The sequence below is a fragment of the Candidatus Nitrosotalea sp. TS genome (genome assembly GCF_011319465.1).
Classification (GTDB): Archaea; Thermoproteota; Nitrososphaeria; order Nitrososphaerales; family Nitrosopumilaceae; genus Nitrosotalea.
Map to the genome: position 1 here is coordinate 77,427 of NZ_RCMB01000018.1, position 11,874 is coordinate 89,300.

Consider the following 11,874-nt stretch of genomic DNA (forward strand, 5'->3'; position numbering starts at 1 on the left):
AAAGAGTGGCTAAAAAATTATGCTCTTAGTTTGGAGAATCTGTCTTAAATGATGATTTAATCAGTCTTTACCGTAGACTGACTTGTGGTCACAGACTCGCAACAATACTATCACGTTATCCTCGTATTGTATAGTATAGATCATTCTGTCTCCCCTTCCAAGCTCGTAGGCAAAAACTCGTATGTTCTTTTTGAAATCTCCTTTTGTTGATGGGTTTTCGGAATATGCCAGATCCAAAATTGCAGAGTCGACCCTTTTCTGACGCTCTCTTCCGAGAAGTTTGTATTGTCTGCTAAACTGAGGTCTTTGGTCGATTTGCCACATTTGTATGCAGATCCTCTATTAATGCCTCAGGTGTCTTGTAGATCTTTCCTTTGCTTTTTAGTGCTTTTTTGATGTCTGCAACCTCTTCTTCAGAGAGTGGCGGAGAATACATCTTGGTTTTTGACAACATTCTTTTTTCCTGATAGTTTCTAATCAAGATTGCGGATCTCCTATAGTGATCTTGTTTTCATGAGTTTACATATGTTCAATCTTCAGGATTTATTTTTTACTATCAGCGCAATCCCTGTTAGGACCAAAAGCGCGATTACGGCATACTGGATGTACTCATATGGGTTGACGTATGAGGCTCCGGAATTATACCCAAGAAATATGACATAATCAAATATTGTAAGTATTGCAAGCGATATTCCTGCTATCAAAAGTGTCTTGCCCAACATACGGTAAATTGGCATGATTTTGTGACAGGCGGGCTCTATATAGATCACATTATGGATTTTCAGTTGCAGATTTTTATTTTGGAATCATTCCTTGGATTCTGTGTTCAGAGACTTTCCTGAATTAAAGCCGCCAAAAGGCAAGTTTCGCATAATGGGAATAGACAAGTCTGAGGCTCCAGGCAAGGGCCACTGGGTGGTCGAAGATCTTGACGATTCTGAAATGGCAGTAAGAAAAGCAAGAGAAATGACAAGACATGCCTCAAAAGATGCGCCGCATCCAAGCGAGGCAACAATATTTTGCGTATATGACCATAATGGAACGTATCTTGGTGGGGAAATCGATGATGCTGTGTGAGGCATATTTTATGATATCATGCCAAAAAAAAATTCAAACAATAGTTTAGGGGTTATTTTATGAGCATTACTGCCATCTTTGACTTGTGCATCACATAGCTTGAAACGCTTCCAAGAAAGATCTTTTTGAAGCCGCTCAGGCCTCTTGCACCTATTACAATTAGATCAATGTTATGCGTATCTGAATATTCCACTATGGAATGCCCCGGATCTCCCGTAAGTATTCGGCTAAAAAATGGAATGCCATTTTTGACTGCAAGCTTTTTTGCGTAAAGGAAAGATTCTGGCGGAACCTCTTCCTCTAGTTCTTTTTGCTTGAGTTCTTTTTTGTGTGACGTATGTATGACATGAATAACGGTAAGTGATGCTTCGTGCTCTTTTGCAAGATGGACTCCAGTCTCTAGGCCTCGCAGGGAATTTCTAGAGCCGTCAAGTGGCACAAGAATTTTTTTGATCTTCTGCCTTTCTGTCATGGTATAACTCAGCCATGGTTCTATTACTGGTTTGTGTTGATTTTCAAGCGTGGTTTAAAAAATTGTAAAAGCCTTGAAGCTGTGACAGGATTTATGCAAAAACCAAAATCTTGGGGTTATTCAAGATGAGAATTACAAGATGGTTTAATTACTAAAAATACCTTCTGCTCTGCATGGTCTCTGAAAAAATGGTAAGATTTCAAAACAAGAACCGTGACTTGAACCAGCTAGCACAGCAAATAACCTCTATGCTAGATCAAGGCGGATACAAGACACAGATGACGTCCAATTCGCCCATAGGGATAATCATCCAGGCAACAAAGGCAGGCATTCTCAGGGATTTCATTACTGCAGACAGGGCATTTACCATAATGATCAGTGGCAATCCAAACGACTTTGCCATACACATTGGAGTTGGAAAATTCATACAAAATATTGCCATTGCGGCAGTAGAGACATTGCTCCTGTCGTTTCTATTTCTGGCAGTTGACATTCCAGAGATGTTGTGGACAGTGCATGTTGAAAAGGAGATATTGAATAAAATAACTCAGATGATAGGATAATCTTTTAACAATTCAGTCTTCAAGATGCCTTGTACATTAAGAAATTGTTTCTTGGTTTATTCAAACTCTCGCAGAACTACGCTAAATTTAATATTTCACAAATCATCTATAGGTTTTATCTCTTTTGGGTAAGATTTTAAAAGTATGGTGTCAGGTTACCAACATTGAAAATGGATAGAAAAAAATTTGCACTTGATAAAATGTATAATCATTTTTTACATATTGCTCCACGTTATCGTGAACTGAGAACTACGGATCTTGGACCAATATTGTTTATCACAAACAAGCTGCGTAGCCTCTCAAACATACGAGCTGCTGACATTGGATGCGGTTCGGGAAGATACAGCCTCAAGCTAGTTCAACATTTGGGAGAGAAATGCCACCTTTTTTGCCTGGACAACAACAAGGAGATGCTATACCATCTAAAAGAGGACTTTATAAAAAATAATATTACAAATTTTACCCCAATACGAAGTGATTCACACAAAATACCGTTGCAGACAGACTCGCTTGATTGCGCCATGTCATTTAATGCAATTCATCATTTTTCACTACAAAATTTTCTAAAAGAGTCTTCAAGAGTACTCAAAAACAATGGAAAATTATTCATATACACTAGACTAAGAGACCAAAATACAAGAACTATCTGGGGAACACATTTTCCTTCATTTAACAAAAAAGAAAACCGTCTTTACGAATTGGATGAATTAAAGTCGGCCTTTGAAAAAGACCCGAATCTGAACATCAATTCAGTACGGCTTTTTGAACATAACAGGGTCTATCCGCTAGAAAAACTTGTAGAGCAGGCAAAAAATCACCATTATTCAACTTTTAAATTTTATAAAAAACATGAATTTCGAGAAGCGTTGCATAGGTTTGTGCAAAACATACTGAATCATTATGATGATCTGGATAAAATATCATGGAAGGATCAGAATACACTGCTTGTAATTGAAAATAAACAGTAAGATAACAAATTCTTGCATGTCTGAATCATTTGTTTGAATCCCGTAAGATTTGCACATGATACAATGATGTATGCGGTGATCCTAATTACTTAAATCAAAGAAAATACTACTATCATTGTTGAGCAATATTCAGATTCGCACAACAAACAACATACTCACTGCAAGTGTGGTAATACTTGTCATCATTTCTGGTATCAGCCTTGTTGCAGTTGCATGCAATACCGCTTGTTCTGTCAGTACCTCTCTTCTTGGTTCCCGTCTCAATCTATACCACAATAATTGGTCTCAAGTACAAACCGATATCTCACTTGACACCAGACCATAGCTACTATCTCACTTGGGCTGCAATAATGCTTGCAGGTGGTATTTCATGGATTGTTCTCTATGAAAAGATGGGCCTAGTAATTGTAGCAATAGCCGTTCTCTCAGTCGCACTAGGTTACATCTACCTCAACAAAATAAAATCTGCCGTGATTTATGCCAATTAATAGAAAATGACAAGTGCATGACCATAATAGAATGATCTAAATATTTTGACATATTTTTTTAGTTATGAGAGTATATGGCACATGTACGGCATGCGAGTTTGAGGCCTCTGGCGATACGCTAGAACAACTAGATGAAAAGTTCAAGCGCCATTTTGTCATGCGGGGCCACAAGTCATATTTCTACAAAGAGGGAATGGTACAGAAAATAAGAAAACTTTCCTGACTTTTCATTTTATTATTTTACGACAATACTGGTTTCAATTGCGTCTGTGAGTGGACTTGCCATGAGATACCCGTTGAGAAGGACTGTCTGCACTGTGTATATTCCGGCTTTTTGCGGCGTCCAGGATTCTGCCACAGTGAGTGATTGGTTTGGCACTATGTTTGCAGACATGCCGCTTTGTGATTGAATCTTGTTGTTTTGATCAAGCACTCGAACAACATATGTGAACCTTTTTTCTCCTGCACTGTGATTTGCTATGACTGAGGAAAATCCAACTGGTTTTCCTGCATGTAACACGTTATCCTGATTGCCTTTCATATCAACGGTTGTCAGACTAGACAATGTAATATCACTTGACAGGGCAAAGGCAGATCCTGAAATTCCCATTGCCAGCATTGTCATGCCAAGAACTATTGCTTGCTTGTACGTAATACAGTGTAATTTTTTATCATTACAGATTATTTTAATTAATTTGTTACATCTTTGACAGGATCCATTTGACATATCTGTTTTCTAAATAATGATGATTTTAGTATATTAGCATTGAGAGACATTTCTCAAATCGAGATGATCTTTTTCGATGCCAAACTGGAATTCATTTAGAGAACTGTATTACAATCATTAAATTTGTCCGCAAGATATTTCTACTTTAATATGCTACTTTGCGATAAATGTACATGTGTCTTTGAGGGAGATAAAAGATTTTGGCCAATCATGCAACCAATGAAGATAAAATATTTGAATTCATCCAACAAAATCCCGGGTGCCACCTTCGCCGTATCAAAAATGATCTAGATATGTCAATGGGTACCTACTCAATATCACTTGGATTCGTTAGAGAAAGCAGGAAAGATCATATCTGAAAGACATAGTTTGCACCGGTTCTATTTTCCTGTGGGAATTTTCCAGGCAGAACAAAAAAACATATTGGAAATTCTCAATCAGGGTACCTTAAGGGAGATATTGCTCTTCATAATAGAAAGAAAAAATCCCACCCAGACAGACATCAGCGATCACGTAAAGATAACTGCGGCATCTGTTAACTGGCACATAAAACGCCTGCTTGAGCTTGACATCATAAATCAAACCAGAGAAGGAAAATTCAAGAGATACGAGTTTGTTGGCAATCCCGCACATATAATAAAAATACTCAAAGAATATCATCCGTCTCTCTGGAACAGCTGGAGCGACAGACTAGCTGAGATGTTCTTGTCATTGCATAAGGACGGTGCAGAAACATGAATACGCCACCATTTTCCTTCGGGCCCGGATTCTCTGAGATATTTACTGTTACACAACTATCCATCATAGCTATCTCCATTCTCTTGATGGTGTTATCCATTACCATCTACAGAAACAAGAATTTGAAGAGAATTGCATTTGCCATAGCAATATTTGCCATATTTGCCATTCAACATATCATCAATTACGTTGATGCCAAAGTTGTTGACATCATGCCTGATGACATGAGATATGCCATGTATTCCTCAATGACGCTGGTCATAATCCTGTTATTCTTTTTGGCAATGGTCAAAAAATAAAATGTCTTGTACAATTTTCTAACTATTGGCACCATAATAAAAAAACCAGTACTGTTAATTTGCATTTTTATTTAGTTGACCGTACCTGAAATGTAATATATTATAATTTGTATTGTCAAGAAGATATGCCAGATGAGTTGTGCAGAAAATGTGGTGCGATGTTGATGAAATTTTCCCTGTGTGCAGAATGTAGGAGAGCACTGCAGCAAATCTGCCCAAAATGCGGCCAGAAGACAGTGGAAAAAATACATCGAGATTGTTTTTACTTGATAGAGTCAATTCAGTTAACATCGCCGCATCTTGTAATATTGGAATAGTTTTGCTCTTTTGGTACATTTCTCTAACTGTACACGAGAATACAAAAAGAGATATGGTTTTTCATTTTGAGAAATGTCTCTCAAATATAATATACAAAAACCAAGCAAATATGCAACATGGTGGCAGATTTGAAATACAGTTTTATCCAAAATGAGCTTCTTACCCTAAAGACTGCTTTTTTACAAAGACTTCTGCCATCAATTTTTTCAACTAAGAAATGATACCAAAAATATATCAACAGACTCATGGGAAAACTGTAGTCATTCTTCTTGCTGTTGCAATGGTTGCAGCGCTAGGTAGTGTCGGTTTTATACATGCAGGTCATGGCCTCCTCTGGTTCGTATGCCAACACAGAGACAGCAGGGCTTCCTGACTATGTGAGTTTATTCAAGATGACACAGAATTCTGTGGTCAAGATAACAAGTACAGTGTCTGATCCATCTGAGGTCACCATCATAAATGGCGTGCCGTCAAATGGGCAGGCCACCATGCTTGGCTCTGGATTTGTCTATGATGCTGCAGGTCACATAGTCACGAAATGCACACGTGGTCGGCCAGAACAAGTCAGTCTATGTTACCCTCACTGACGGCAATACGTACAATGCAAAAGTAGTTGGAGTAGATCCTTACAATGACTTGGCAGTAGTACAGATAACTGATTTTACCGGTGAAAATATTGTACCTTTGCAGCTTGGCAACTCTTCCCAGCTTGAGGTAGGACAATACGTGGCAGCAATAGGCAATCCGTTTGGACTGGCAGACACCATGACAAACGGCATCATATCACAGCTTGGCAGGTCACTTAACGATGAGGAGACAGGCAGCTTTGCAATTCCTGATGTAATTCAAACTAGTGCTGCAATAAATCCTGGAAATTCTGGCGGACCGCTTCTTAGCATGGACGGGCAGGTGATTGGAATGAACACGGCAATAAAGACCGATACTGGAAACTTTGCAGGAGTCGGATATGCTATTCCGTCAAACCAGATTGCAAGAATAGTTCCAATCCTGATAAAAAATGGCACATACCAGCACCCCTGGCTTGGCATTGAGGGAAGAAATCTAACACCGGATATAGCACTTGCAAACGGTCTTGAGCGAAACGCCAAGGGCGTGGTAATAGAGATGATATCAGCCAATAGCTCCGCCTACAAGGCAGGCCTTGAGGCTGCAACAGACGACCAGGACGGCATACCACATGGTGGAGATATCATAATATCAGTTGACGGCCATCCCGTCAAATCTGTATATGACATAACAGCATATCAGGACGATTACAAGTCTGTAGGAGATACCATGAGTCTTGGAATAGACAGGGCAGGAAAAACAATTGATGTCACTGTAACATTGCAGGCAAGGCCGCCTCCTGCACCCCCAACACCTCCAATACAGACAGCATATCCAAGCTTTCCACAAATTCCCGGCTTTCCGCAAGTTCCATGATTTGGATCATCAGGTGAAATCTGTTTGGCAATGCAAGTTCACGTTACAAAATCACAAACGACATGCCGGTGATGTATGACAATGAGAATGCTGGTAACATTGCTATTTGCATCTGTTTTGTTTCTTGTCGTGCAGTTTTCACCAGTTAACAGGCAGATGCTTGAAGCGCAGAGCACATCCAGCACAAGTGTTCCAATCAATCTCAGAGGCCTTGCCACATACAGAACGGTACTGGTCCTGCCTGTCCTTACGCAGGCAGCATACGGCCCGCATGGCTTTTACTGGTTCTATTCTGGAAGATGTGGCCTGAAATGCCTGACAGTACACATACCAAAAAACTTTACAGCCTCATACGTGACTGGCGGAGGTGTATATGGTACATTCCTTGATCAAAACTTTACCTATGTAACTGACATAGATGTTGACAAAGATCCATCCATTCTGGACAAGTACAACAAGGTAATCTTGCTACATAACGAGTATGTCACGCAAAAGGAATTTGATGCAATTACACATCATCCCAATGTCATTTACCTGTACCCAAACGCACTTTATGCACAGGTAAGTGTGGATTATGACAAAAATACCATTACACTGGTAAGGGGACACAGTTATCCACAAAAAGACATCCGCAATGGGTTTGGTTGGGTGTTTGACAATAGCAAGTATGAATACAACACTGCATGTGAAAATTGGCAATTTTACAAGATACAAAATGGCTACATGCTTGACTGCTATCCCCAACTTGCCATACAAAATGACAGTCTCATGATTGAAAAAATGATGATCCTATAGACAGTGTGAGAAATTTAGAAAAATGCAGATTTTTCAATGATGTGTTCTACTTGAGAGTTTTTCCTTAACTGCAATAGAACAGAAACTAGGATGGATTTGCATCAAACTGCGGTTTGCAGTTTGAGCAACAAAAGTAAATTTCCCTTCCACCTATGATTGATTTCAATCACAATTTACACTAGGCGTTGACTCCGTTTCAGGCTTAGAGTCTAAGGGGTTATGGGATTGTATGGTATTGGCGCCAAGCAGCTCCAAATGCTATAGCACAGGCAACTACAGCTGCCACCATAATTGCTCCATACTGTTGTGCTGCAACTAGTGGTGTGCACCCAATGTACCCGTAAGCTTGTTCGCCACAAGATGGTTGTTGTGCAAATGCTAGGTTAGTGCCTGCAATGGCAACTATGCCTACCACCGTCATCATTCCAGCCAATTTTGCGGTACCTAGGTTGACCATGTCATAAATATACGACACCGCGATATTTACGCTTGATCAAAACAATCTGTTTTAATTTTGTGCATGAGACATGGAATATGAGGAATTGATTCTATCTTCATCTTAAAATACAATTTCTGCGTAATGGTACCATGCAAGGCTCAAGTGCGCTGGACAATTATGATTTGAAAAAAGCGCAAAAATCCCTGCAGATGCTTCTAATTGACAGAAGCAATGAATTTCGCATACTGGCTCACGGCATAGGATATCCAATCAATACCCAGGACTGGGAATTGATTGTGCTGAATTTTTGCCTTGACTTTATAGAATGTTTTCAAGCATGGGCTGCGGACAATCCTCCCGACCACCACCACATTCACAAGTGCATGACGCAGATGAGGCAGATGGCCCGAGGAAAATCAAACATGACTGAAGTTACACATCTTCAAAATACTGCATATCTGATTGCAGAGGATTTCAAAGCTATTTACAAAAGAATGGAATAGCTTATCCCTTGAAAATTTGTTGCTGTGATGATTTCTTTTAAGTAAAAGTTTGACCAACGTATAACATGGTAAAATTTGGCAGCATATTTGGTTCAAAAAAAGATGTGTCTGGCGAAACGGCACTGGACAAAAAAGACTTGGCAGAAAGAAAAGCCCTTGCCAGGAATACGGGTACTCCAAGGGAGGTATTGGACCAGCTGGCAAGTGACAAAGACGGCGAGATAAGAAGAGAAGTTGCACATAACAAGAATGTTTCTGCTGAAATTTTGGAAAAACTGTCAAGTGACGACGAATGGAAAGTAAGGTACGAGGTTGCAAGAAACCACAATACCCCTTCTGCAATAGTGGAGAGGCTGTGCGCAGATAGCGAATGGAGGGTAAGGGAGGGCGTGGCATGGAATGAGAAAGCCCCTGTTAAAATCTTGGAAAAGCTGGCCCTTGACCGTCGCGAGGTAAGGTATGCGGTTTTAATGAACAGGCATGTCTCCATCAAGCTTGTAAAACAAATAGAACTTGAGAACGAGCGGGAAGATATTGAGAGGAGAAAAATTGAGGCGCAAGAGCCAAAATGGCCAAGAGGCAGGGAATGATCTACGTATTTTTAGAAAAAATTGCAACTGTCTGATTGGTTCAGTTTCCTACCATAACTGCATGACGGAATTGTACAGTCGTATCTCCAAATTCGAACTCTTTTTTGTTGTTCTTCATGGGTATAATTTCGTGGTTTAAAATAAAACCATTGTTGAACTGTGTTAAGTTACAATGTTCACCAAGTTTCTGTATAATCTGCGTTCGGTTTTTATCAAGTATGATAGGAGCAGTTCCATTTCATGTGAGGAATTGATTGCATACTTGGCTGTGCACAATGCAGGATATAGTGCTCTGGGGCATGAGGCGCTACAAGTAAATGCACTGTAACAATTGCGATTCCTGTCCCAACTAGCACTAGAATTATCGATATTGCGATAATCGCTTTATTCGTGGTATCATTACGTCAGCGTCATCCTTAAACTCTCGCGCTGGTTTTTACGCCCAACAGAGTGCTCTTCTGATCTTCGAGTCCGTATTTGGGTTACCCCTACATTTTCATGAAAAATGATAATTATCTGAATATGTAGGGGTAACTACTTTCATGGCTGTGATTAAGAAAAATATCAAGGAACACAAGAGATGCCTCATGTAGGTACCATGATAGAAAGACGTTTTTTGATTTTTTATTTTGGAATTGTAAAAACAAACGCCAGAAGATAAATTAAATGTACAACAGAACTATTGGCCAAATCTCAGTCTTGTTCTTCCAGCCACCAACATTGTCGATACAACAGCAACAGCTAGAACCAGTATCGATATTTCACCAAATTCAGGTACAGTCTGGCTCACAGTTGTATTTGTTTTAGATGGTGCAGCTGCCTGGCTGGTAGCGTTATAATATGGATTTGCAATCTGTGCTGCAGCATCAGGATTATTCTGTCCGCCAAGAGTATCATTCTGGCCCGGAATATTGTTATCATTACCAGTATCTGGAGCCATAGCAGTTGAGTTGTCTCCCAAACTGGCATCTGGGTTGCTAGGATCAGCAGGACCAGATAAATCGCTGCCTGCATTTCCACCTCCTGCACCTGGCATCTGTCCATGTGCAGTGCCAATTGAAAACATTTCAAATTCAGAATTAGACTTTGGATTTGAACTTGTCAATGTCATGCATGTGATAAAAATGCCAAATAGGACAAGTAAGCGAGCTACTCTTTTTGCCAAATTTCCTACCTAGAACAAACAAACTTTATTCTAATAATTAACCGTTGCTTGACAGAAATAATTGCAATATATTGCAATACGCTATATGAGATGTACGCATTAATGTCACGTTACAAAGATGCGCAATGAATATAATTTGGAAATCATCAAAACAGAAACAACATGATATATGCTAAAAAATCTGGCAGGGATGAAATCAAATTCAACCTTACAAAGAAATTGGCAGTACTTGGAGTTGTATCGGTACTGTTCGTATCCTTCTTTGCAGGTAATTTGATAATATCACCAGCAATGGCAGATAATGGAAACGGCAACTCAACTACAAGCAATGGGAACAATCCGCAAACTAACTTGCAGCAATTAAAACAACAAATACAACAAGATCAAAGTGCCTACAAGCAGGCAATACAGCAAGAACAAAATGCAACCAAACAAGCAAGAGAGACATTAAGACAGACAACACAGCAAGATGCATCAACATACAACCAGGCAACAAAGCAAGCTGATGTCACATATCAGCAAGCAGTGCAGAATGCAACTCTTGTGTACAACCAGGCATCACAAGGTGCAACTCTTGCGTACAACCAGGCAGCACAACAGGCACGTTCTACTTATAATACTGCAATAAGCGGCGCCCATGGAAGTGCAACAGTAGTGGGTCCTGCAATGGCAGCAAGAGATCAGGCAATTGCCACGGCAGAAAATACAAAGACAAATGCTATTGTAGCTGCACAAGTTGCTCGCGACAAGGCAACATATGGTGCATGGGCAACACACCAAACCACTGTATACAGTGCACTTGCTACCCGCGACGGGTCAGATGGAACTGCACGTTCTACCTATTACACTGCAATAGGCAATTCCACACTTGCAACACAAGCCCAGGCAATAGGTCAGGCACATGTAACTGCAGACAATACCATCTCGCAGGCAAGGCAGACAAGAATTGCTGCAATTGAGAACGCCTATGTTACAAAAGATCAGACAGTTGGCAATGCAGAGACTGCGTACACAACTACAGAGGACAGTGCCAGAGTAACCCTTGACAACGGATATACACAGGATGCCAAAGCCTGGAATACCGCACTTGGGGTATACTGGACTGCTGCAGGCCCACTGTTGCAGACAGAAGATAATGCCATTGCACAAGCAAATGCTGCCCTGACTACAGCCGCAGGCAATGCCGACGGCACAAGAGATCAGACAATAGACCAAGCCTATGTTACGATGTACACTACCATCGCAGCAAATTCATCATAGGCCAAACAATTCTTTTTCTTTTTTTATTT

The 11,874-nt window shown here is 40.2% G+C and carries 20 protein-coding genes; 13 read left to right on the plus strand and 7 right to left on the minus strand.

The window, feature by feature from the left end; all coding sequences use genetic code 11:
• Positions 1–60: 60 nt before the first annotated feature.
• The 3 genes from DYY67_RS08610 to DYY67_RS08620 all read right to left on the minus strand — a co-directional run bounded on the left by DYY67_RS08610 (position 61) and on the right by DYY67_RS08620 (position 770).
• A complete protein-coding gene (locus DYY67_RS08610) occupies positions 61–324 on the minus strand; it encodes a type II toxin-antitoxin system RelE family toxin (RefSeq protein ID WP_166392482.1) in 264 nt (87 codons plus the stop codon).
• Positions 293–454 carry a hypothetical protein gene (locus tag DYY67_RS08615; RefSeq protein ID WP_166392483.1) on the minus strand — a complete coding sequence of 54 codons (162 nt, stop codon included), beginning with the start codon at positions 452–454 and terminating at the stop codon, positions 293–295. The genes DYY67_RS08610 and DYY67_RS08615 overlap by 32 nt, the downstream gene beginning before the upstream one ends.
• 82 nt (positions 455–536) lie before the next feature.
• The gene (locus tag DYY67_RS08620; protein WP_166392484.1) at positions 537–770 is read right to left on the minus strand and encodes a hypothetical protein; all 234 of its coding nucleotides are present in this window, start codon (positions 768–770) and stop codon (positions 537–539) included.
• Positions 771–822: 52 nt separating this feature from the next.
• Between DYY67_RS08620 and DYY67_RS08625 the strand changes: the two genes are divergently transcribed.
• Positions 823–1,077: a hypothetical protein gene (locus DYY67_RS08625; RefSeq protein WP_166392485.1), complete on the plus strand. Its 255-nt coding sequence runs from the start codon at positions 823–825 to the stop codon at positions 1,075–1,077.
• Between the two features lie 52 nt (positions 1,078–1,129).
• Here DYY67_RS08625 and DYY67_RS08630 read toward each other — a convergent pair whose 3' ends face one another.
• On the minus strand, positions 1,130–1,549 hold the full coding sequence (locus tag DYY67_RS08630) for a universal stress protein (RefSeq protein ID WP_166392486.1): 420 nt from the start codon (positions 1,547–1,549) through the stop codon (positions 1,130–1,132).
• A 173-nt stretch (positions 1,550–1,722) separates the two neighbouring features.
• Between DYY67_RS08630 and DYY67_RS08635 the strand changes: the two genes are divergently transcribed.
• The 4 genes from DYY67_RS08635 (at position 1,723) to DYY67_RS08650 (ending at position 3,791) form a co-directional block, all read left to right on the plus strand.
• Positions 1,723–2,112, plus strand: a complete 390-nt coding sequence (locus DYY67_RS08635) for a hypothetical protein (protein ID WP_166392487.1) — start codon at positions 1,723–1,725, stop codon at positions 2,110–2,112.
• 170 nt (positions 2,113–2,282) lie between these two features.
• On the plus strand, positions 2,283–3,080 hold the full coding sequence (locus tag DYY67_RS08640; protein ID WP_166392488.1) for a class I SAM-dependent methyltransferase: 798 nt from the start codon (positions 2,283–2,285) through the stop codon (positions 3,078–3,080).
• A gap of 176 nt (positions 3,081–3,256) precedes the next feature.
• Positions 3,257–3,568: a hypothetical protein gene (locus DYY67_RS08645; protein ID WP_166392489.1), complete on the plus strand. Its 312-nt coding sequence runs from the start codon at positions 3,257–3,259 to the stop codon at positions 3,566–3,568.
• Between the two features lie 64 nt (positions 3,569–3,632).
• On the plus strand, positions 3,633–3,791 hold the full coding sequence (locus tag DYY67_RS08650) for a hypothetical protein (RefSeq protein WP_166392490.1): 159 nt from the start codon (positions 3,633–3,635) through the stop codon (positions 3,789–3,791).
• Positions 3,792–3,803: 12 nt separating this feature from the next.
• Here DYY67_RS08650 and DYY67_RS08655 read toward each other — a convergent pair whose 3' ends face one another.
• A complete protein-coding gene (locus DYY67_RS08655; RefSeq protein WP_218584712.1) occupies positions 3,804–4,295 on the minus strand; it encodes a hypothetical protein in 492 nt (163 codons plus the stop codon).
• A 321-nt stretch (positions 4,296–4,616) separates the two neighbouring features.
• Between DYY67_RS08655 and DYY67_RS08660 the strand changes: the two genes are divergently transcribed.
• From DYY67_RS08660 to DYY67_RS08680, 5 genes are all read left to right on the plus strand, one after another.
• A complete protein-coding gene (locus DYY67_RS08660; RefSeq protein WP_166392492.1) occupies positions 4,617–5,033 on the plus strand; it encodes a winged helix-turn-helix domain-containing protein in 417 nt (138 codons plus the stop codon).
• On the plus strand, positions 5,030–5,332 hold the full coding sequence (locus DYY67_RS08665) for a hypothetical protein (protein ID WP_166392493.1): 303 nt from the start codon (positions 5,030–5,032) through the stop codon (positions 5,330–5,332). The genes DYY67_RS08660 and DYY67_RS08665 overlap by 4 nt, the downstream gene beginning before the upstream one ends.
• A 641-nt stretch (positions 5,333–5,973) precedes the next feature.
• Entirely contained in the window at positions 5,974–6,237 is a 264-nt protein-coding gene (locus DYY67_RS08670; RefSeq protein ID WP_166392494.1) for a hypothetical protein, read from the plus strand.
• Positions 6,197–7,093 carry a S1C family serine protease gene (locus tag DYY67_RS11705; protein ID WP_166392495.1) on the plus strand — a complete coding sequence of 299 codons (897 nt, stop codon included), beginning with the start codon at positions 6,197–6,199 and terminating at the stop codon, positions 7,091–7,093. Before DYY67_RS08670 ends, DYY67_RS11705 begins: the two co-directional genes overlap by 41 nt.
• An 81-nt stretch (positions 7,094–7,174) precedes the next feature.
• Positions 7,175–7,888: a hypothetical protein gene (locus DYY67_RS08680; protein ID WP_166392496.1), complete on the plus strand. Its 714-nt coding sequence runs from the start codon at positions 7,175–7,177 to the stop codon at positions 7,886–7,888.
• Between the two features lie 217 nt (positions 7,889–8,105).
• Here DYY67_RS08680 and DYY67_RS08685 read toward each other — a convergent pair whose 3' ends face one another.
• On the minus strand, positions 8,106–8,345 hold the full coding sequence (locus DYY67_RS08685; protein WP_166392497.1) for a hypothetical protein: 240 nt from the start codon (positions 8,343–8,345) through the stop codon (positions 8,106–8,108).
• 131 nt (positions 8,346–8,476) lie between these two features.
• On the opposite strand from DYY67_RS08685, the gene DYY67_RS08690 reads away from it, so the two are divergent.
• On the plus strand, positions 8,477–8,830 hold the full coding sequence (locus DYY67_RS08690; RefSeq protein WP_166392498.1) for a hypothetical protein: 354 nt from the start codon (positions 8,477–8,479) through the stop codon (positions 8,828–8,830).
• A 65-nt stretch (positions 8,831–8,895) separates the two neighbouring features.
• Positions 8,896–9,420 (plus strand): hypothetical protein, encoded by a 525-nt coding sequence (locus DYY67_RS08695; RefSeq protein WP_166392499.1) that lies wholly within the window; start codon positions 8,896–8,898, stop codon positions 9,418–9,420.
• A gap of 679 nt (positions 9,421–10,099) precedes the next feature.
• Here the strand turns inward: DYY67_RS08695 and DYY67_RS08700 are convergent.
• On the minus strand, positions 10,100–10,585 hold the full coding sequence (locus DYY67_RS08700) for a PEFG-CTERM sorting domain-containing protein (RefSeq protein WP_166392500.1): 486 nt from the start codon (positions 10,583–10,585) through the stop codon (positions 10,100–10,102).
• Between the two features lie 162 nt (positions 10,586–10,747).
• On the opposite strand from DYY67_RS08700, the gene DYY67_RS08705 reads away from it, so the two are divergent.
• A complete protein-coding gene (locus tag DYY67_RS08705) occupies positions 10,748–11,845 on the plus strand; it encodes a hypothetical protein (RefSeq protein ID WP_166392501.1) in 1,098 nt (365 codons plus the stop codon).
• Positions 11,846–11,874 lie beyond the last annotated feature (29 nt).